The 21,553-nt window shown below is 54.8% G+C and carries 15 protein-coding genes and 3 pseudogenes; 7 read left to right on the top strand and 11 right to left on the bottom strand.

Going from position 1 to position 21,553, the window contains the following annotated elements; genetic code table 11:
* The first annotated feature begins 168 nt into the window (after positions 1 to 168).
* Positions 169 to 753, top strand: coding sequence for a DUF4399 domain-containing protein (locus BSG17_RS00100; protein WP_244531445.1), 585 nt, complete (start codon positions 169 to 171; stop codon positions 751 to 753).
* A 45-nt stretch (positions 754 to 798) separates the two neighbouring features.
* On the opposite strand, the pseudogene BSG17_RS00095 reads toward BSG17_RS00100, so the two are convergent.
* The 7 genes and pseudogenes from BSG17_RS00095 to BSG17_RS00060 all read right to left on the bottom strand — a co-directional run bounded on the left by BSG17_RS00095 (position 799) and on the right by BSG17_RS00060 (position 10,913).
* A pseudogene (locus BSG17_RS00095) lies at positions 799 to 1,781 on the bottom strand (RNA-guided endonuclease InsQ/TnpB family protein).
* Positions 1,782 to 3,593: 1,812 nt separating this feature from the next.
* Positions 3,594 to 5,786 carry a VirB4 family type IV secretion system protein gene (locus BSG17_RS00085; RefSeq protein WP_244531444.1) on the bottom strand — a complete coding sequence of 731 codons (2,193 nt, stop codon included), beginning with the start codon at positions 5,784 to 5,786 and terminating at the stop codon, positions 3,594 to 3,596.
* Positions 5,779 to 6,885, bottom strand: a complete 1,107-nt coding sequence (locus BSG17_RS00080; protein WP_089820451.1) for a TraC-like domain-containing protein — start codon at positions 6,883 to 6,885, stop codon at positions 5,779 to 5,781. The genes BSG17_RS00085 and BSG17_RS00080 overlap by 8 nt, the downstream gene beginning before the upstream one ends.
* Entirely contained in the window at positions 6,885 to 7,952 is a 1,068-nt protein-coding gene (locus tag BSG17_RS00075) for a TrbL/VirB6 family protein (RefSeq protein WP_089820450.1), read from the bottom strand. The genes BSG17_RS00080 and BSG17_RS00075 overlap by 1 nt, the downstream gene beginning before the upstream one ends.
* A 2-nt stretch (positions 7,953 to 7,954) precedes the next feature.
* Positions 7,955 to 8,785 carry a hypothetical protein gene (locus BSG17_RS00070; RefSeq protein ID WP_089820449.1) on the bottom strand — a complete coding sequence of 277 codons (831 nt, stop codon included), beginning with the start codon at positions 8,783 to 8,785 and terminating at the stop codon, positions 7,955 to 7,957.
* Positions 8,786 to 8,801: 16 nt separating this feature from the next.
* Positions 8,802 to 10,490 (bottom strand): DUF8186 domain-containing protein, encoded by a 1,689-nt coding sequence (locus tag BSG17_RS00065; RefSeq protein WP_244531443.1) that lies wholly within the window; start codon positions 10,488 to 10,490, stop codon positions 8,802 to 8,804.
* A 15-nt stretch (positions 10,491 to 10,505) separates the two neighbouring features.
* Positions 10,506 to 10,913 (bottom strand): DUF7985 family protein, encoded by a 408-nt coding sequence (locus tag BSG17_RS00060; protein ID WP_394327937.1) that lies wholly within the window; start codon positions 10,911 to 10,913, stop codon positions 10,506 to 10,508.
* A 178-nt stretch (positions 10,914 to 11,091) separates the two neighbouring features.
* On the opposite strand from BSG17_RS00060, the pseudogene BSG17_RS00055 reads away from it, so the two are divergent.
* Positions 11,092 to 11,506: pseudogene (locus tag BSG17_RS00055) on the top strand (transposase); the annotation flags it as partial.
* Positions 11,507 to 11,571: 65 nt separating this feature from the next.
* On the opposite strand, the gene BSG17_RS00050 reads toward BSG17_RS00055, so the two are convergent.
* Positions 11,572 to 12,096 carry a lamin tail domain-containing protein gene (locus BSG17_RS00050; protein WP_170864665.1) on the bottom strand — a complete coding sequence of 175 codons (525 nt, stop codon included), beginning with the start codon at positions 12,094 to 12,096 and terminating at the stop codon, positions 11,572 to 11,574.
* 941 nt (positions 12,097 to 13,037) lie between these two features.
* Between BSG17_RS00050 and BSG17_RS00040 the strand changes: the two genes are divergently transcribed.
* Together BSG17_RS00040 and BSG17_RS27710 are read left to right on the top strand one after the other, a co-directional pair.
* A complete protein-coding gene (locus BSG17_RS00040) occupies positions 13,038 to 13,280 on the top strand; it encodes a hypothetical protein (protein WP_211609030.1) in 243 nt (80 codons plus the stop codon).
* 363 nt (positions 13,281 to 13,643) lie between these two features.
* Positions 13,644 to 14,192: pseudogene (locus tag BSG17_RS27710) on the top strand (RNA-guided endonuclease InsQ/TnpB family protein); the annotation flags it as partial.
* Between the two features lie 66 nt (positions 14,193 to 14,258).
* On the opposite strand, the gene BSG17_RS00030 reads toward BSG17_RS27710, so the two are convergent.
* Positions 14,259 to 15,410 (bottom strand): sugar-transfer associated ATP-grasp domain-containing protein, encoded by a 1,152-nt coding sequence (locus tag BSG17_RS00030; RefSeq protein ID WP_089820445.1) that lies wholly within the window; start codon positions 15,408 to 15,410, stop codon positions 14,259 to 14,261.
* A gap of 347 nt (positions 15,411 to 15,757) precedes the next feature.
* On the opposite strand from BSG17_RS00030, the gene BSG17_RS00025 reads away from it, so the two are divergent.
* Entirely contained in the window at positions 15,758 to 17,203 is a 1,446-nt protein-coding gene (locus BSG17_RS00025) for a lipopolysaccharide biosynthesis protein (protein ID WP_170864664.1), read from the top strand.
* A gap of 91 nt (positions 17,204 to 17,294) precedes the next feature.
* Here BSG17_RS00025 and BSG17_RS00020 read toward each other — a convergent pair whose 3' ends face one another.
* Both BSG17_RS00020 and BSG17_RS00015 read right to left on the bottom strand, forming a co-directional pair.
* Complete coding sequence (locus BSG17_RS00020; protein WP_089820443.1) at positions 17,295 to 17,477, bottom strand: DUF8073 family membrane protein; 183 nt, start codon at positions 17,475 to 17,477, stop codon at positions 17,295 to 17,297.
* Positions 17,478 to 17,793: 316 nt separating this feature from the next.
* Entirely contained in the window at positions 17,794 to 18,030 is a 237-nt protein-coding gene (locus BSG17_RS00015; RefSeq protein WP_139246528.1) for a hypothetical protein, read from the bottom strand.
* Positions 18,031 to 18,506: 476 nt separating this feature from the next.
* Here BSG17_RS00015 and BSG17_RS00010 point away from each other — a divergent pair, with 476 nt between their 5' ends.
* Together BSG17_RS00010 and BSG17_RS25820 are read left to right on the top strand one after the other, a co-directional pair.
* Positions 18,507 to 19,973, top strand: a complete 1,467-nt coding sequence (locus BSG17_RS00010) for a M99 family carboxypeptidase catalytic domain-containing protein (RefSeq protein WP_089820441.1) — start codon at positions 18,507 to 18,509, stop codon at positions 19,971 to 19,973.
* 626 nt (positions 19,974 to 20,599) lie between these two features.
* Complete coding sequence (locus tag BSG17_RS25820) at positions 20,600 to 21,328, top strand: hypothetical protein (protein ID WP_139246527.1); 729 nt, start codon at positions 20,600 to 20,602, stop codon at positions 21,326 to 21,328.
* The last annotated feature ends 225 nt before the right edge of the window (positions 21,329 to 21,553 follow it).

The following is a 21,553-nucleotide window of genomic DNA, read 5'->3' as shown; positions in this document are numbered from 1 at the left end:
GCAGGTAATAGTACGAACACCAATAGTCGTACTGGCACTGAGACAGAAGGAAATACTGAGACCAATACTGATTCCGGAACGGAGTTTACTTCTGCGTCGAATGATGCAAAGGTATCGTTCGGTACTCCAATGGACAGTCAGACCGTTTCCGGTGGTGTTAGCGTTATAATGAACTCAGAGAACTTCACAATTGAGAAATCCGGAGAGGTGAACGACAACGCAGGTCACTTCCATGTTCTCGTGGACACTGATCCCGTTGAAACAGGGAAACCAATTCCGAGTGATGACCAACATATTCACTTTGGGGACGCATCAACGGAAACGGTTCTCGATCTCGAGCCGGGTGATCACACACTCACACTTCAGGTTGCTGATGGAGCACATCGCGCATATGATGTGACGGATACAGTTGAGATCACCGTTGAGAAGGCATCTGCTCAATTCACGAACGTCGCTGATGGCGACACTGTCTCCACACCAGTGACGCTCGAATGGGAGGCAGAAAACTACACGCTCGAGCAAGCCGGTGAGGTCACCCAGAGTGCAGGGCATGCACACTTGATTCTCGATGCCGATTCGGTTCCCGTTGGCGATGTAATTCCAAACGATGAACAACACATTCATTTCGGTGATGGCTCTTCAACTACGGAGCTTGAACTCGAATCTGGTGAACATACCCTTATCCTTCAGATGGGGAATGGTCACCATCTCGCGACACCTCTTACCCAGACAGTCAATCTAACCGTTGATTGACATCCACCCCGCCCTCAAGGGCGAGGATTCCCGAACTTTGGGATATTAAAGTTCGCAACCCACCTGTTCCCTCGGGTGGAACGACCCAGAAGTTTGGTTGAACAGGTAGGTTACTGGCCGTGCCAAACGACCGTTACTCATATCTTCCGTAGGAGGATTCTGAGTTATTTTTCTGCGAATGTTCACCGCGCCGTTCACGTCAGCGTTCATCGTCCCCCCACACGATGCGCAGACGTACAACCCACGCTCCACACGATTCGCATCACGCTTTTGTTCACAGCATGAACAGGTTTTGCTCGTGTCCCGCTCACTCTTGCGCTCAACGAGAATGCCATGTTCCTCCGCCTTGTATTCGAGCAACGTGGCGAATCGGTCAAACGCCCATCCGTGAAGTTTCTTGTTCCCACGCTTACCCCAGTTTCTAGCCTCACCGTTCTCGGCCTCTCGAATTTTGCTCAAGTTACCGATAGCGATGCGACCAACCTCGTGATCGATGCACCGCTCAACGATGTGCTTGGCGAGCGCGTGCAGGAAGTGGTCTTTGCGTCGGGACAACTTCTGACAGGCACGAAGCGCACGCCGGGATGGGCCGTTCTCACCCTCGGACTTGTGGTTGAAACCTTTGAAGAGGCGGAGGTGGTTGTGCTTGGGATCGTGCTTGATACCCTTCTGCTTCCACGTCACGGTGGAGCGAGGGTGGTTGTCGCCGTGTTTTCGGTAGCCGGGTGGATTGGCGTCTTCGTCTCCGCGTTGGCGTGCTTTGTACCAACTGGTGAACGACTCAGCAAGTTCTTCGAGAACTCGCTGACTGGATTGAGAATGTAAGTCCCTGTATCGTTCGTGTTCCTTGAGTTCGGATTTGAGTTCGCCATCATCGGGGATTTCCCCGTCTTCATCCCACCGACCTTGCGTGTAGTATCGGGCAACGTTCCACAGTTTCGACGCGGAGAACCCACACTGGTTGAGGTCGCCACTCACTTGGGAGTGGTTGAGATTTTCGCTCGATAGGTGCGGGTTGTCTCCAGCATCGGACTGTGTTCATAAAACCTCTCGGAGAGGGAATTCGTGTCGTCTCACTTATTGGGCTGGCTCGGGAAGTTGATCAGCGTCGAGGACGTTTAGTTCGGCGTTTACACGAACAATACCTGCCTGAATCTGGCTGAAGTGGGGTTGATCGAAATTTCGCATTACTCTCACATTTGCTCCCGGGTGAATAAATCATACTATTAACATAATGTGTTGATAGCAATGGGAGGGTTCTCAATTCAAGGAAATGTCCCTATAGTCAGGCAACCTGACTCCGAGGAGATGCCCCGAGGGGGGCATAGCGGAATGCTTAGTAATTCAACTCACCGGGCAAGGGAGTTGAATTACTAAATCAATATCAGGTTTCTGTCTAAATATAGTTTTTGGAATAGTGTTTCGGAGATAATTATAGTAGTGTCTGGGAGTCTTTGCATGGTTCGCTACATTCGTGTTCGGTTGAGGACATGTCCTCGTAGAAAACCCTTTTGATTTAGTGGCACATGCCGACGTCATCTAGTGGTTCAACAAAGTTCCATGAACCGACTATTCTCTTGTCTGCTGAGACACTGCAGTCCCGGCAGCAGCACGTTCGACTGACACCCCTTCGGGAAGGGCACTTCGAGAGATCGGCTCAAGAACTAGGAGCTCCCCATCTTCTGTTTCCATCCACTCGATTCCGGTCTCCGTATCCCAGCAATGGGGTGTCCACGTCCCCGATTCAAGCTGTTCCCATATGTCTACGTCGCCGTAATAGCCTCCCTCACTACACCTATAAATCGAACCGAAATTCATATTTCCAATTACTAGCTAATGGTAAAAATATATTGTGGCTATTCTCACAGGTAGTAAGCGACCACGGGTCGGGTGACCCGTGGAACTCTCGCTGTCTTCTTTAGAACAGGTCTAGTTGCACGACTATCAAAGACCATATATAATAAAAGTGTCAACTACGCTAGACGAGGTACACAGTTCGGTTATAGAGATTAGGCGAGAAAACCCACGACTTCAGTCGTGGGATGAATCGCCGCACGGTTCGCAACCACTGAAACCAAAAAGTACGAGTGCCCACACTGTGTATCTGTAACTGTCGTTGCGATGGTTCCCCATCGTGAGTGACTGTCCGAAAACTGGCAGTTGAGTTGGTGTTTGCCTCATCAAAAAGTAAGCCTTCGGACGACCAACCCGACGTAAAATAATCAGGTACCTCCGAGTCCTTCACGGGATAGGAGTAACGGGGGCGTGGCACTCCCTTCGGCGTGTCGGGTCGTAAACGGAAGTTCCCAAACCAGCGCAAACGGGCGTGGGAAGCCCACGACTTTAGTCGTGGGAGGATGTCACCTGTCTCTAGTTAAGCGAAGAACCGCACGACAGCAGTCGCTTGTCGTTGCTTCTTTTCGGAAGAAATGAGGAAGCCGGGTCTGTAGACGACAACAGCTCCCCATCTCGAATTGTACGGCGACTCCTCCACTGTTTCTCTCGACTGCCGTGTTGAATAGCGATCTAAAGAGCACAGCGAGAGTTCCTCGCGTCACCGGACGCGGGGGTAAATCTATCACGAGTTCCGTGAAATCATCCTGATGTTCGCCATCATCAACATCAAACAACTCTGTGACCCCGCTCTGATCCGTACGTCGTCGCCCTATTCAACACAGCACTCTCGACAATACTCCAAGAGCACACCGGGGAACTCGGCGTGGCATCCGTCTTTAGTTAGGTGACGAACCGCTGTACGGCGGTCGCTTATTGAGGCTCTTTTCAGGAGCAATGGATGTGTCGACGAGAAAAAAGCGTTTCAGCCTGACAATAGTATTCTTCTACGTCATCGACTCACGAGTTGTATCGTCAACTTGGCCACCATGGGGCGTGGTCTGCTCGGTCTCACTCACAGAACGCTCGGCTGGCGGCGCGAATGTTCGACTCGACCCGCTCCGTGGGTCGAAGTCGATCACTGCTTTCTCCCGTGACATCGCTTGGACGCGAATGCCACGCCACTCGCCGTCGACGCCGACAAGTGCCTCTGAGTAGCCGGTGTCCTCATTACCAGGAATCGCATCTTGGACAAAGCGCATCTGGGCATAGTTCAACCCGAACTCGTCGGCCCAGTGGTTGTCCATGCCATCGAGTCGGTGGAACTGCTTGACTGCACACTGATCGAGAATCGCCTCGGATTCGCGATGCTGGAAGAACTCATCGACCGTCTGTGTGATGAGCCGAATCGACAGATCGTGATGGCGGTGATGTCGAAACACCGTCTCTAAGAACGACAAGCTCGCGGTATCCTTCATCAGATAGCGCGCCTCATCGAGGTAAAAGACGATCTCCGCATCACTCGACTTAGCCCGTTCGTAGACGAGTGAAATGAGTAATTGCATCGTCAAAGCGGTGGAACTGTCGACGCTACCTTCGCGTTGTGCGAGATCCAGATACACAACCTTTTCGTCACGAATATCGAACTCCGAGGGTTTGCCGAGGTTCTCGTATCGCCCACCTGCCTCGAAGGGACGGAACTGGCCGAGTAACCACGTGGCATCCGCTTTGAGTTTCTCTACTTCTGCCTCTGAGCGAACGACGAACGGCTCGGGTGTCTCGATCATCTCCTCGAAGACGTCCATCATGCCGCGAATCGTCGGGCTCTCATTGCCGTGCGTGGCGATGTCGTCTGTGATGTCCTTCCGATAGTACGCTTCTCGCAGCGCCCGTTCGACAGTAGTTCGGCGGTCGTCAAGGGAGACGTCTCTGAGCGCGAAGAAGTTCGTCAGGAAGCTCATCGCGTCGTCAAGCTTCTCGTTGAACGGGCTTGCGTCCTCACCCATCGCTTGCTGGACGTGCGCCGGCGTTGGTCGAATCTCCAGGGGATTCAGACCGAGGGTTCCACCCACGGTGATGCGCGTCGCACCGAGTGCGTCGGCGACGCCTGCCCAGTTGTTGAGCGGCTCGAGGATGATGCCGATTCGGTCGGGATTCTGTTCGATCGAGCGGATGAAGTTCTGTTTCGAGGCGAAGGACTTCCCCGAGCCAGTGTCGCCAACGACGAACATCGCATAGCCGTTCTCACGCGCGAAGGGGTCGATGACGACCGGGTTGCCAGTGCGTCTGTGGATCCCGAACTCGACTCCACCGGGTTCGAGAATCGTCGCGTTGTGCGGTGAAGCCACGAGTGCACCGACGGCGCCACCGAGCGCAATTGATTCGCGTTCGAAGACGTTTGGTCCGATGGGTGCTGCTGACTGGAGTGCGAGATCTTGCCGACAGAGAGCCGTCTTCGGCGTGAGATTCGCTGGGTCTTCACGAAGCGTACTGCGGATCTTCCGCGCCGCTTCCCGGAGTTTCGGCCGTGTCTCCGCACGCACGGTGATGAGAATACTCTGGCCGAAAACGTGCTGGCCGCTTTCGACAGCGTTGTACGTCGCCGCTGCCGTGTTGGCTCGTTCTTGGAGATAGCGACTCCGGACACTTCGTTCGAGGTCGGCATCGACCTGCAGGTCGTCGGCAATCTCTTGGAGTTCGTTTCGCGCACGTTCCTGATTCTTCGGCCTGATCCGGGCGGTGACGTCGAATTCGACATCTGTGAGCGTGAAGAGGTCGCTCAGGTAGCCATCGCTCGGGTAGTCGGGATACTCGGCGACGTACAGCGTCGTCGTCCATTGTTCCCCCACGCGGGCTGCGCGTGTCTCCCACTCGATTGCTGCCGGAGCGACGGCACTCTGGTGGTGTTCTTCGAGCGTTTCGAAGAAGACAGTCTCGAGATCGGCTTCGGTGTTGGCGTCAGTTGCGTGGTCGTCTGGCGCATCGCGCTCTGTGGATGCAGCGTCAGCCTCAGCTACTGTGTCTGTCTCGTCGAACGCTGCCGCAAATTCACCGCCTTCAATGTGCGGTGACGACCCATCACTCGCTCGGGCAAACCTGAGCACAAGGAGAGAGCCGACACCGATGACGGTCGTGACCACAACGAACTGCAACTGGAGTGCTTCGAGACGCGGGTCGACCTGCAGGAGCAGTTCATGCATGGTGGGACTCCTGCCGGTGGCTGTGTCCCATCACTGGCTCGGTCCGAAGCACGGAGTCGGCGTCGCCGTAGGTGTGTTCTTCGCCGTTCCAGAAGTCCATCGTGAGGACAAATAACTCGACGGTGCTCAATCGACGGGCAGACCATCCGGAGGCAGGCTCGACGAGCTCCGAGCGAACGGTCGCAACTCGTTCGTCGAGTTTCTCGACCATCTTCGCACGTCGCTCGTCGTCGGTGAGGCGTTCACGACGTGTGACGAACGGTGTGAACAGCACGCCGATGAGGGGAAACTCCGTCAACCGCTCTGCGGGCGTTTGTTCGTCCGCGTATCGATTGTACACTTCAAGTGGCGTCACCTCGACACCGAGGAAGTAGCGGATCTCCTGCAGTCCGCGAGCGTGCATCTCTGCGGGCCGTGTCTCGCGGTACTCTTCGAGCAGCTCACGGAAGACGGGGTTCGTCGTGACGTCCTCGTCGGTGAGTCGTGTGTCGATCTGTTCGATTAACTGTTCCACCGGAAACGAACGGGTTGTGGTGTGAATTCGCAAGGGGAAGGTCAACTCGTTGTTCGCAAAGTCCTCGGCGATCGATTGGAGACTCGCCCAGTCGGTGGACATCGCGAAGTCCATATTGCCCGGCGTGAGTTCGAGGTACGCTTCCATCGCGCCGTCTGTGCGCTCGATCGTCCCCGTACCAGGCCACGCACGCTCGATGTTGGTGAGATCCTGGGTTCGTTCGTCGGGGGCGAAGAGCGTGTAGTTGGCAAGGCCACCTTCGTTTCGTGGGTGGGGTGTATTGGTGGGTGTGCTGTAGGTCGTCCGTGGTCGCTTCGCGAAGCGCCACACATCGGTGAGCCACGCCCATGCCGTCAGATGACTCGGGGCGACGTAGACGATGGCAACGCCGATACCCAAGCCCGCGGCCACGAACGGGAGGGCCAATGTATCGATGCCGGTGAGCGCGGCCGTAAAGAGGCCGACGATGGGACAGGCAACAAGCACGCCGATGTCGCCTTCCTCGACGTTGAGAAAGGGGATGCGGCTTGCGTCACCGAACTGGTTCATGATGCGTCTTGATGCGGCGTCAGTATCTGCGGGCATTACTGGTAGGTTGGGTCAGGGTCGTTCTCGGTTCGTCTGTATGAGGGCTGCGCTTGTGTCGTGGTGTCGTTTTGGGCGTATGCAGTCGCACGCTGAGCGAACGCTTGCCCTGCTGCTGCCCGTGGCCCCCAGCGAGCGGCAGTCGTCGCGACACTCCCACCGGCGACGTACGCCCCCGTGGCGACAGTGCCGACGGTGACGGCCGTCTGTGTTGCTGTCCCGATGACGCGTGCGGTCAGCGGCGAGGCGTATTTGAACGTCTTCCACGTGACGTAGAGGGCGATGAGCGGCAGGCTCGTCGCGACGAGATGCTTGAAGAACACTGTCGGCGGGCTGAGGGCGCCTGTCTCGTAGAGGAGATCATAGCCCTTCAGGACGATTGCCGCCGGGAGTGGGAGGATGGCGAGCGGAACGAAGCGTCTCGAAAAGCCCGTGGCAATGTCTGCAAGGATGGGGACATTGCCGTAGGAGAGGGCAAAGGCGATCGGCATCGCATAGAGGTAGACGTACAGCAAGAGTTCGCGCAAGTAGAGCAGTGCCTGGAGCGTCCACATTGAGAGCCCGCCGATGGTGGCGAAGATCAGGCCGAAGATGGGACTGGTGAGAGAGATTTTGAGAAGGTCAACCATGAATTCCTTGACACTGTCTAATTGAGGGAGCAACGCAATTGTGAATCCATCAATCAAGTACAGCGCAAGCACTCCCAGCCAGTACCATGTAATGATGAGAATGGCGCCGTTCCACGCTGTTTTCTTTGCTTTCTGAGCCTCGTACGCACTGCTCATGCTGAAGATTCTGAGCAAGTGTCTTGCCTGAACAGAAACCACGAGCAACAGCAAGGCGATGAAGGTAATATCTCCGCCTATGAGCGAAGCATGAATCGCCTCCCACGGTGAATTTGTTGGAGCACCGAATACGAAATGTCCGGAAGTATCCGGAGTAGGTGTGCCGAACATTGACTCCGAGAGAGTTTCGTAGCCTGTTTTCATTCCCTGATTGAGTCGCCCAGTAGTCCAACTGAGTACTCGCTTGAACCCCTCTAGCACAACATCGATCAAATCTACCATCTTCAGATCTCTCCAACCGCGATGTCGCACTCGCGCATCTCGTTAGCTCCTGAGTATGCAACAGAGAATGTCTTCTCAATAGGTTGCTTCGCAACTTGTGTTTCGATTGAGACGGTGAATTCCCCTTCCGTGCCTTCTATTGAACATCGGATCTCATCGTCCTCATACGGAAGCCCGAAAGGAAGCATATCAGAGAAGACATCAATAGTCTCCTTAGCCCCTACCTGAGTTGGGCTTTTACGAGAGAGACCACTCTCATGATGTGCCTCTGTCTTGTTTGGTATGTCGCCCGTGAAATGTAACTTAGTCAGCTTGTCTGGTCCACTCCCAGTGTTAGTGATGGTAACGAAAGCTTGGCTGTTAATTTCTATTTTGCTCGGACCCTCTCCATATACTTCCTCCCACGGCTTCTCTGGGTGATTCCGGTAGAGTCCAACATCCAGTATCTCCAGTTGTGGGCGAATATCGAGCGCGACTTCAGCAATCGACTCGTTGTCTTTCACCGCAAGCACGCGGTGCTCACCGGGTGTATAGGATGTCCCGATTGCAAAGGAAACCCGCTCTGCGCCAGTGGCGACGTCGCGTGATTTCCACAGCTCGCCGGTCGGTTCGATGAGGTTGATGACGTCAGGATCGTCATTCGCAAGCTCGACGACGAGCGTTGTCTTCTCGATCGCGACGTGTTCGAGGACGCCATCGCGTTGGACGGCTGTCTCGCCGTTCGTCTCATCCGATTGGGCAGCCTTCCCAGTACACCCAGCGATGAGTGCGAGAGAGCTCCCTGCAAGTGTTTTGAGGACGGTTCGTCTGTGTCGATGTGTTGGTTGTGTCATAAGTGAATTCTACTAGTCATCTGTCGATACGGCTGCCGGGAAGGAACGTCAACACTCGCTGTCCGGCGTACAGCGCTACGAGGAATGGGGTGGCCCACCAGACGACCTCGACAACGAATACAAGCCAGCTATCGATCGAACTGAGCGGATGCCATCGCGCCGATGCTGACGCCGGGGTGTATGCTGGGTCACTGCTCAACCACGACCCGGAATGATACGTTGCTGTATAGATGCCGGGCTGGTCGACGGTGATGAACGCCACACCCGTGGAGTTCGTCTCCACACGCTCGCCTGCGATAGTGATGTACCCAGTTCGACTCTCTTCACTGAGTGGATCGAGTCGCGGGTGCTCTGCGAGTGCGATTGGTGTGCTCGTCTCGTTGTCTCGGAGTTCGATACGAAGCGTCGCCTCGGACGTCGTCTGTGAAACGACCGTGACCGTGAGATTGCTCTCTCTGAAGGTGCGGTGGCTGTCTGCAGCGTCGACGATGGTCGCGTTAACACCGCGAACGATACCACTCACGGTCAACTCATCGCGGTCGACAGTCTCAGTTCGCACAGCAACGCCGTAGGACGCCGCATATGGCTGCTCAACGACCTCGACGGCGACGTTCGAACCGAGTGTCTCGTTCGGTGACGCATGTTCGACACCCCAGACGTCGATGAGTTCCGGGCCGTTCCGAAGCGGTTCGGCTCGTGGGCCGATACGTGAGGGGTACGCGTGGACGTACACCGGCAGCGCTGGTGAGTCGACTGTCTGGTTGGTTGTCTCCGTTGACACCGACAGTGTATCCCAGCGCCGATCGCGTGCGGTGTAGAATCGCCACACCCCACGGACGCTGGCATTTGCACCCAGCGAGTACCCCTGCCAAGGCTGGTTCTGGAACATCGCAACCCCAGTGTCCCCATCCGGATAGGTGGTGTAGTGGGGGTACGCCGTGAGGTCGTAGACGACCACCTCGAGTGTCTCCGAGACAGTGAGCGTCTCCGTTTCCGAGATGAGGCCGTTGTCGATTGTGACCGCAATGTCAGCCTCGATAGTGAGGGTGGTCGGGCCACCATCTGTGAGGGTGTACTCAAGGACAGGTGTGTGTCCTGTCGTCTGTGCGATCGTCGTCTCTTCCTGGGAGAGCCGAACCGCCTCGATTTCGTGCGAGGTGATGGTCCAGTTGCGAGCACTGCTGTTGTTCGTAGATGGAAGCCGAACGCGGTAGTCGACCAGTGCTCGCAACGACCCCGTCGGCGCGATGTACAGCGGCGTCTCACTCGGGGTGAGATGTCCGCGTGTCGAAGGGTGGATAGCGAAGGTGCTTACGTGGGCGTCCCTGATGAGGACACCATCGGTCAGGTTGGCGTGAGCCGGCGCGATACTTTTGGTTTCGTCACCAGCCGCTAGGTCCTCAAAATCGTGGTCTGTCCACGTCGCGGCCGTCTTCGGTGGTCGTGTGAACGAGATGTCCGTCCCGTTGGCCAACTGCTGTATCGGCACGCGAGTGCGGTTGTACTGGGTCTGATAGGTGGATTCGTTGATGTACGAATCACGGTCGTGTGACCACAGCGTCGCCGATTCGTTCTCCGTGAGCCCATTGTCGTCACTCGGTGCTGGTGGCGTCGCCGAAACCGCACCGACGAGGAGGCTCGCGATGCAGAATGCGACACTCAGGTGTGCGCACCATCGTGTCGCCCGCCTATCTCTGGGAGTCACTGGTCGCTCAGTGACTCACCACGGTGCGAGATTGATACACGACGCGAGTGGGAGACCCATAATCGAGCCCGCGACCGTGTAGAGCGGTCCGAGAACGAGGAGGATTACTGCCGATTTGAGTGCCGTTCGCTTGTGCCGCTTCAGCGTGCGCTTTTCGTCGACGCCGATGGTGAACATTTCCACCAACGAGTCGCCCTGCCAGATGAGTGCAACGCCCAAGACGCCGAACGCCGTCGTGATCTCGAAAAAGCCCTCGAGCATGGTTGGGATCTTCGAAGCAGTACAAACGGGATCCGTCTGTGCAAGGACCGGGGTCACGGCGACGAGCAAGACGCCGATCGTCACGGTCAGTCCCTGTCGGAGGAACCGAGAGGTCTCGAGTTGTCGCAGCCACGTCGTCGATGGTGGGTTTTCTGTCTTCATGGGGGAAATGAGACAGCTGGTGTGTGTTTGGTTGTTGTGTCATGTTGACAATACACATGCTGTCTCGAGTTTCATGCGTTGTGTTCGGTTAAAAATATGATTGATAACAAAACTACATCTTTTAGAACAGTAAAAAATAGGCTAGTGTCTGATTGAGAATATTCTGGGCCATCGCAACTCGTCGACTGTTGGTTTCTGGCGTCGCCCTCGCGGGCGCTCGCATGAGGGAGACAACCCACCCGTCTTCACCATCGTTAGCTGTGGAACGGGACAGCGATACGTTGTCCCAGCGAAATCCGTCGACGAATCGAGGGTGCGACTCTGCCTCGCAGATCACGAGGAGGAGTCGATAACCAACTACACCGACAGATTTCGGGTATACGATCCACTGGTGGAGGACGACGAGTTCGACTGCGAGTACGTCGTCCACGGTGACGGAGAATACGTGGATGAAGACGTTCACGTGAACACCTGCGAGAGGCGTCTCGAAGGCCAAGTTGACACAGTACTTTCGCGCCTTTCAGCTACGCAGCGAATTCTTCGAAAGATCTGGTCGAGAAGCACTCAAACACGCTGTCAAAGCGACTCTCTGAAATCAACAATGTGCTATCCAGGAGCGATGGTGGTTCAATTGATTCGAAAAAGAAGCCCGAGTTCGCTAACAGCCGTCTTCTTCAACCGTCGACGTCGACTCAGAGGACTCAGTCGCTTCTGGAGTCTCAGTTCCAGTCGCTTCCGGAGTCTCAGTTTCAGTCGCTTCTGGAGTCTCAGTTTCAGTCGCTTCTGGAGTCTCAGTTTCAGTCGCTTCTGGAGTCTCAGTTTCAGTCTCTTCCGGGGCTTCAGACGGTACCTCGCCGACACTCGCCGAAGCAACAACGTTTCCGTCGGGAGTGAGGACTGCGACCTGGTCTGACTCGTTGTTGATTACTTCACCTTCGTAGTCAAATGTGACGTCCGCGTTATCGACGTCGACTGCGCCTGATGCAACAAGGATTGACTGGCCAGCTTCGATTGTCGTTCCACTGGGGAACGTCTTGTCTTGACTGACGTTCTGTTTGTACTCGAACTCCATGATATAACCCGAGAGATCAACCGCCGAACTACCCTCGTTCTTGATGACGACGTATTCTTCCTCGGGATTCACCGCTGTGATAGTGAGTGAGATGTCTTCCTGTGCGAGCACAGTTTGTGCGCTTGCGCCACCTGCGACAATGATACCAAGTCCTGCAATGAACTTCCGTCGACTAGATGCCATTCCAGATAATCGCGTATTCCTCTATGTCCTAATGGATTGTGCAATAGAATAGAATTTCGGTAAAAAATAAAATAACATCCAAGTGAATAGAACAGCGTCGCAATTATTCCAGAATGCAAGACATTATTTCAATTCGTGTTTGCAAGAATCAGCTGTCAAGGGTCTTGTGTGGTAGTGTCGTAGTCTCTCTTAATCGATGCCGTCAAACCAGAATTAGCTACCACAAAACACTCATAAAACTCCTTTCAGCCGAGAGATGACAGCGGTCACGGTAGAAGTGGCTTGAACAGTGGTCTCAGGCATCGTGCTCGACTGTTCACTACCAGAGCGCCATCTGGTATCTTATCTATTTCTTCGACTTCTCCTGGGTTCTAGTATATGAGAACTGCCTCATGTGGTACTCAGATTGGGGTTTCAACAGGTTGGAGTCCATACAGACGTGGACTGGTCCGAGAGTCCTCACTATGGGCAATTTCTTCATAATCACCAACAAAAGATTTAACTACATCTTACTGTGGCAAGTACTGAGCATATCCTTAGCTTCATATTATTTGATCGTGTATACAAGGATGCCCGCGTGCATAGTCACCCTATCACGTAGCAAGACTAATCAACCACAGCGCGGGCACTCTCATCGCGGAGACGTGGAATCGTTGGTCCATGTCACTATTTGTACCATAGTAGTTGCCATGCTGCTCAACTTCTTGACGAAGCAGTACTAATTAGTTGTCGAGTGCTTGGACGGCATACCTATCTTGAAATAACATCCATACACATATGTTGTATACTAGATTTTTATCAGTGTAAGTGATTGAACCCCGTGAGATTAATATGCTTATAGATGTTTTTCTCATTAAACTATCTACTATATGTACAACCCAACTAATCGATCGCTGGGACCGCTTTCTGGCGATGCCTATGAGATCCTGCTGACTGCAATCGAGCCATCAGAGGGGATTGCCCCTGAAAAAGCTCTTGGCAATCTGCGGGAGGAGGGATTCTCTGACGGTGATGCCGAGTTTGCGATCGAACGTCTCCTGTTACGAGGGTATCTCTACGAGGTCGACGGCGAGTTGTTCATTACTGAGCGTGCGGGCTCCTCAAGCGAATGACTGTGAAGAAGGTGAGACGGACGGTATCGGGCCTGTGTGAAGAGGCCGACTCTCACGGACTCACTTTGAGTTCGGGTATTACCGACGCGAAGTTGGCGCGACCGGGAACGGGAGCGCGAGAGGAATTAAAGACTGGTGCGTCCACGGCGGACTAAACCCAGATGCCACGGGTCACCCGACCCGTGGTACTTCACCTGCTTCTTCGGGTGTGACTCAAAGCAATTCGAGGGCTTCAACTGAAGCGGTAGCGCGAAGTCCCCTTCCTCAAGGAATGAGCAAAACGAATGAGTAGAAAGGGGAGGAGAGCGTTCGTATCGGCTACAAACATCATTTTGTAAGTAGATTCCCGGTCACATTGAAATTGTGGCAGACGACTACGTGCGTCGGACGGCAATCACTCGTCTCGAAGTTACAGACGAGCAACGTGACCTTCTCGAAGAGACTATCTCCGAGTGGAAGCGTGGTTGCCAAATCGCCACCGACATGGCGTGGGGGCAAGTGCAACGCCAAGAGCGACGTACAGCCTCTCGCCTACGACGAGTGTGCGAACACACCGGCCTCGGCAGTCAGCACGCGATTCTCGCCACCCACCAAGCCGCCCAAGCCATCACCAGCTGTATCGAACGCCGCGCCAAAGGCAAAAAGGTCAGCAAACCCACGTTCACTGCACCCACGATGAAGGACGACACCCGAACCATATCACTGTTCGATGACGATACGGTGTCGCTTTCCACAACGCAGAGTCGTATTCGGTGTGAACTTGTACTGCCTGACACCGACGATGGCTACCAACAGCAGTATCCCGACTCGGACACATGGAGCGTCACGGAAAGTACGCTCACCGCCCGTGACGGTGACTACTTCTTGCATATCGGCTTCCGCCGACACAAGAACGACACCGAACGGAACACTGGCTCCGTCGTCGAATCGGTCGATGCGTGTAAGCGTGCGTTCGGCAGTCTCGGTTTACCCCACCGATTACAGACAGTCATGATGGTCATAGAACTGCCGGATTCGTGGATCTCGAAGGAGGGGGGTATGTATCTGGATGCTCCGTGTTCCGGCACGTGGATTGAGTTCAATGAGCTTGAACGTCCCATCGCCAGTGGGTAAAATGTCCCATCCGACTTTCGGGAAATACGGGTACAGCGATGCTAACTCAAGAATCTGCTCACGCATCGTCGACCAGTTCGGAATCGACGTCCCGGCGATCTGGCTCCCGGTATCTGGATGCGTATCGAACCAGCGGACGTCGCCCGCAGAGGACAACCACTGTGCACCGCGGCTCAACGTCCCATCCTCGGTTACTTCTGCCGAGATGCCACCATTACTCCAGTTGTCCGTGGGAGCGGACTCGAATGACCCAATTCGTTGGACAGCGGCACCGATGAAGGGCTCGTCTGTCTCATAATCCCAAAACGTCATCACTCTGAGCGTGTTGCTCGCGTCCGGAAACAGCTGCTCTGTGTAGTCGGCTTGCTCGATAAACTCTGTTGCGAGGTACTCGTCGAGGCCTTCGAGAAACGTGATAAACTCGCGTTGGGTCTTCTGCTCTCCGTTCACCTCGTATCGATTCGAATCAGCGTCTTTTCGACAGACGAAAATACCGTTCCCAGCACGCCCATAGACGGGTTTTAGAACGAGCGCATTTTGCTCATCAAGATACGTATCAATCCACTCGAATGTACCGAACTGCTGGACCTGTCCCCCGTCAGTCGCAGTCAGGGCCGATTCTTGCTGCTGCCATGCCGGCGCGTCCAGTATTGGCGACATTCGCTTTAACATCCCGTTCTCGATGAGGCCATAGAGGTCTGGGAGATATTCGGGGACCGAACTATACAGGAGGTGGCTGGTGAGCTTGTTGCTGGCGGTCGGAGTCCAATTGTTCGCGATGTCCATCGAGCGCTCTTGTTGGACCGTCGAGAGGAACTCGTAGGCGTTCGTCTCATCAATGTCGAACAGCAGATCAGATTCGCTGGTGAATCCGCGGCGCCACAGCCAGAGCCGCCGTTTCAAAGAGACATCAATGGCCCGACCCCACTTCAGTTCGTATTTCAGCAACCTAGCAAAAAGCGAGAGTTGGTCATCAGCCCCGTGATATAACTTGGCCAGAAGTGGATGCTCAGCCATAATGTCTGGTTATCCTAACTTATTAAAAAAGTTGAGGTTCGCTAAAGGAGACACCAATCGTCTCTTGCAGACGTTATGTCTGATCGTCATTTATAGCTCAGTAATGTTAATTGACCACATATGACACTATGCCAACTCTGAGTATTTTCACCTGTATTGGACAATTTTATGACTAAGCACAAAGTTCTCTCAGTAAGACACACTGCCGATCGATAGACAGATGATAACTGATACGTCTGGTGTCCTACGCCAAATAGTGAATTTGTCCTCCCTGATACTGCTCCATGTTTGACAAGCTACGTCGCGTTCTCCGAACCATCTACCAGCGGGCGCTCCCCGATGGCACCTTGACGAACCAGACAGTCAAATCTGGGGTGTGGTCTGCGGGCATGAAGATTGGAATGCGAGGACTTCAGGTACTGTCGCTCGTCGTTCTTGCCCGCATTCTTGGTCCGCGTGAGTTCGGATTGATGGGTATTGCGTTGATCACCTACACGTCACTCCGGAGATTCTCCGAACTCGGTATCAAGAGTGCGCTTATCCAGCGTTCCGAAGCAAACGTCGACACTTTTCTCGATACTGCATGGACGCTCCAACTCGTTCGTGGTCTCGTCCTCGCACTCCTTCTCGTCACCAGTGCGCCCGCAGTCGCATGGTTCTTCGACGAACCACGCGTTACGCTCATTCTCCGGGTGATCGCAGTGTCACCGATCGTGGCCGGGGTCATCAACCCGAGTATCGTGTATTTCCAGAAGGATCTGGATATGCACAAACAGTTCCTCTTCGGAATGAGCGCCTCTGTGGCGAAATTCGTCGCATCAGTGGCCATCGCAATTATCTACGAAAGCGTCTGGGCGCTCGTTGCGGGATTTATCATCGCTGACTTCGCGCGGCTCGTCGCTTCATACGCACTGCACGACTATCGGCCAGGTTTGAATATCGATCGCGCACAGGTGCGTGAACTCATCGGCTACGGAAAGTGGATTACGGCGTCGAAAGCCATTAGTTTCATTCTGACAAGTGGCGACGACGCTCTTGTCGGACGACTCGTCTCGACGACCGGGCTCGGATACTATCAACTCGGGTATCAGCTTGCGAAGATGCCGACGATGGAAATGTCGCGGTCGGTTTCGACCGTCGTCTTCCCCCTGTATTCGAAGCTTCAGGACGATACGGAAATGCTCGGTAATGCCGTCCTCAGAAGCGTTCGCCTGCTCTCGTTTTTGGCGTTTCCCGCAACGGTTGGAATCATTCTGACAGCTCGCTCATTCATCCCCGCTGTGCTCGGCTCACAATGGAACCCCATCGTTCCAGTGATGCAGATCGTCGCCGTCTACGGTGGGTTCGCTGCACTCACGTCGGTTTTCGCTGACGTCTGGAACGCAGTCGGCCGCCCGGACCTCAACCCGAAAATCAACGGCATCAGACTCCTTTTCTCGGGGATACTCATTATTCCGGCAACGATTAGATACGACCTCGTAGGGGCTGCCGGAGCAATCGTCGGCGTATATCTCCTTACTGTCCCCCTCCAGATTCATGTTGTGGTGCGCTGTCTCGATATCCGCCATCGGGCGCTGCTCAAAGAACTGGCCTATCCGGCACTCGCCAGCGGGATCATGGGACTCGTACTTCTTGGCGTCCGTCAGACGGTTTCAATCGAACTGGTTGTTGTCAAATTCGCACTCCTCGTCGTTGTTGGGGCAGCGGTCTATGTGTCAGCAGCTCTTCTGTTGGATAGCCATTCGCAGTGGGACATCCGCACCGAATTTGACTCGATTATACGCTCGCTGTGAATCGCCTCAGGATTCGGAGACGAGCACGACGACAGCTGGCACCCACGACCCGCGGGGACCGCATGCCACGCTGTGTGTATTGGTCGTCCGGTCAGGTCCCAATCGCGTCCCAGTTGCGGTACAGCGCGACCCCAAATGCAAGGATGAACCCGCCGACGGCGACCTGCCTGGCGAAGATTCCGACGTCACCGTCGAGGATGGCGACAACACCGCGTATGCCCATCACCGTAGTCACCACGAGCACCAGCCCCAATACGGCGTGGCGTGTCTGCATGGCAGTCGCTTAGGGATGAGTGGACATAAGGAGGAGATTGTCGCACGACAGGTCGCTCCGAAAACGGCGTCGGTGGCGCCGACCCCACGTTGCTCGCCCGAAGCACTTCTCAGGTGCCGACGCCCGTGACACTCGGTTGATCGACGACTGCAACGACTCGATTCCATCGCTGTCGGTTGAGCGTACGTCTTTCAGCTATTGTCCGACGCTGGGAGCACCCCGATTCCGAAGCGGACACCTTTGGTCTCCCGCTGCGAACAGTCCGCGTCTGTTCGTACGTCGTAGGGCCTGTCGGCGACGATCACCGGACGGCCGACTACAGCGACTCGGTGGCCTCAGCGTCGCGACGTCCAGTGCCGCCGGTGAGTCCGATTCCCGCCAGGAGGATGGCCGTCGGGACGAACAGCAATCCGCCCAGCGCCGTCACGATATCGCTGTGTGTGAGTCCGTAAACGACCGAGACAACCGCAACCGAGAGAGCGAGGAGGGCTCCGAGACAGTACCGACAGTCCCAGTCAGCCCCTCCCACTCGGTCCAACAGAGATCCGGTCATAGTTGTATCGAACGACAGGATCGACATAGCTGTTCAGTTGCCGCTCGACAACTATCACGAAAAATCGACGCTCTCCCTCCGATTGGGGATTGTTAGTTTTCTGGTAGCACCCCCCGAAGAGTCTCTCGCGATACATTCTTCTGAGAGTGAAATTCTTAACGAAGAGAATGATCAACACATGTTGAGTTTATATAATGTGTTTTTACCAACATAGAACCTGTAGGCACATTGTAATCTAATGGTTGCAATCGAACTCGGCAAGCTGAACGCCAATATGGACGCAGCACGCAGCCCAGACACGAGGATCGCGTCTCCACGGGGAGTCAGAACACTCGATGGAGCAGAAACGAGTCAAGCGCCACGTCCGTTCTGGTCTTCAAATCGAACACCTCCCACCTGCGATTCGCGGCGGTTCCCGACTCCCGCTGTTCTGGTAGGCTGTCTCATTCCCATTTCTCGACCGGGGGTACGCACCAATGGTCACGAGTAGCTATTCAATTCGGACCGATACCCCCCATGAAACCGACGTCTATGTGTACGACTCTGGACAGTCGGGGCCGACAACCATGGTCGTTGGTGGGATCCATGGAAACGAGCCCTCAGGATACCGCGCAGCAACGCAAATTGCGTCATGGGGGGTCGACCGTGGAAAGTTGGTTGTATTGCCTCGCGCCAATGAGGTCGCCATCAGTCGTAACAGCCGCTACGATGACGATGGCGACCTGAATCGGAAGTTTCCGCCACTCAGTGGAGACCCTGAGACACCACTGGCGCAGGCGATTTGGAAGCAAGTAGTGAAACACGACCCCGATTGGATGTTCGACTTACACTCTGCACGCGGCATCTACAAATCCGGCGACGGGAGTGTCGGCCAAGCACTGTTTCCAACGTGGACGTCGCCAGCCCGTGAATACGGCGAGAACACCGTCGCCGATCTCAATACCGAGTTTGGATTCACGGGAGATATGCGCTATCTGATGGGTAATACCCTCGATGCTGACCGGCCGATGCTCATGCATCGCGTTGCCGGGATGCTTGACATCCCAGGCTACATCTGTGAGACTACTCGAAAGGATACGACGACGAGCGAGCAGATCAACTGGCATCTTTTCTGTGTCGAACATGTGATGAACCAATATGGGCAGGAACGGGTACCGCAACAGTCTTCAGTCGACTATAGTGCTGGGATGGTTACACTCGACGACTACTGGCAGGAGTTCGATGTTAGCGACTACTACTCGCATCCAGCTATCGTCGCCCCCGCACTATCGTACAACGGACGAAACCCGGCACACGTTCGCATTAGTGGGTTGACTGGATCGTCGTTCGAGGCCCGGATCGAGGAGTGGCCGTATCTCGACGGCTCACACACTAAGGCGCAAGCGGGCTATCTCATGTTGAATCCGGGCACCTATTCGACTACGAATGGACGACGGATCGAGGTTGGCCGAGCGCAGGTCAATCACGAGTGGGAGTCCGTCTCGTTCGAGAATTCGTTTTCGACGACTCCCGTCTTGTTTGCGATGCCGCAGACGACAGCTGGCAGTGATCCAATCGTCGCTCGAATCCAAAACGCCTCTCCGAGTGGGTTCCAGTATCGCGTCCAAGAGCAGGACGCCGAACGTGCTACCGAGTACCACTATGAGGAGGTTGTCAGTTGGATGGCGTTCGAACCTGGCCGTGGATCACTTGGCAGTCGTGACTACGAAGCAAACACGACTATCGCGGACGATTCATGGCAGAACATCCAGTTCTCACGCTCGTACCAGAATCCGACGTTCATCGCGGATGTCATGTCATACAATGGGTGGAACTCCACCACAATTCGGTGGAGGAACCTGACCTCCTCGGGTGTCGACCTCTTCATTGAAGAGGAGCAAAGTGCTGACAAAGAAACACGACATCGCGACGAGACGGTGTCGTATTTTGTTACTGAGGGATAACCAGATGCACTACCCAGTCTCGTCGACCGAGTGGCGAATCGAACGGACCACCAGCACGCATAATCACACCACCGTAAGAATACACACTGATGACCAACACTAACAACACATCGCAATCTGACCGGATCGTAAGTCGTAGAAATGTCCTTCGGACCACAGGCCTGATAACACTGCTGTCAGCCACTGGAACAAACGTCAGTGCCGAAACCACGGACTCCAATAGGCCATCAACACCAAATTCAGACGATGAAACGTCTCAAATATCCAAGTACCACGATGAGGTTCTCTGGTACCGTACCAGCGACAAGGATAGCTGTGAGGAGTTTCGACATGTAATTCCGACCGTTGGTGGCGGGGTGATGACGCTCGGTATGGCCACAGTTGACGGCGAATGGTCAGACGGCTGGCAACACGATTGGACCGCTAATGGCACCAAACGCTGGACGGTTTTGCATCGACAGACTGGACATGACGCTCTCTTCGGAGGAATACGAACCGCTACCAACAGATTTGCCCTCTGTGGTCACTCTCACTCCGAAAGTGAGGACACTGCTCGAGCGTACGTCGTCGAGACGAATCGGCGAGGGCGAACGCGGTGGACCACTCACTTCCATTTCGACCAGCGAGTGGATGACCAGGCGACTGATATCATTCAAACAGCCGATGGGAAGTTTGTGGTTGCAGGGTCCTCCGGTAATCGGGCCGCAATGGCGACACTTGATGCCACGGGTGAAGTGCAGTGGACTCGCACTTACTCCGGGGACAAATCGCTTGATGCAGTGTCCATACTCGAAGCCGATAATGGGTTCGTACTTGGCGGGACAGTCACCAAACAAGACGATACGACTGCGTGTCTCCTACTCAAAACGAATTCACGTGGACGAGAACAGTGGCGACGCCGCTACATAACAGGCACATCCGCTCATCTCGCAGAATGTATCTCGACTGAGACGGGATATCTAATGGCGGGAACAGCGCAACAGGAGCATGCGTTCACGGCGGATGCACTGGTCATGAAGACGACGAACCAGGGTGACGTCGTTTGGAAAGAAACCTATGGCGATCCTGGAGAACATGCTACCGCCGACAGCGTTACTACAATCGGCGATAGCTATGTCATCGCTGGGTCACGAAGTGAGGACATTATCGGGGAGCAGGTATGGCTCAACCAACTCAACAAGAACGGAGATCGAACGTGGAGTACAGCATTCGGAACTGAGCGAGACGAAACACCGTCCGAAGTCGTGACGACAGATGATGGAAATCTTGTAATCGGTGGCACTCGGAAGCTGTCCGAACACGATAATTGCTCTGAGGGCTTCGTGGCGAAAGTTACGCTTACCCCCTCGTATTGAGTTGACATCCTCTGCGTAAGATCGGCACCCAGTTGACATATACCATTGTCAAGATGGCGGCAAAGAGCGAATTCACAAGGCGAACCCAACAATGCCGACGATCGTCCCGAGATACTGTGGGTTCCGACTATCAGTACCTCACAAAGCATCCTCGGCTAGCTGTTTCTGAAGCCTGAGTGCTGTGTCGGAGCGGTTGCACTGACGGTCTCGACGAGAGATCCATGG

The organism is Halogranum amylolyticum (assembly GCF_900110465.1).
Classification (GTDB): domain Archaea; phylum Halobacteriota; class Halobacteria; order Halobacteriales; family Haloferacaceae; genus Halogranum; species Halogranum amylolyticum.
Note: the sequence above shows the minus strand (reverse complement) of the source record. Positions and strands in the feature narration are given on the sequence as shown.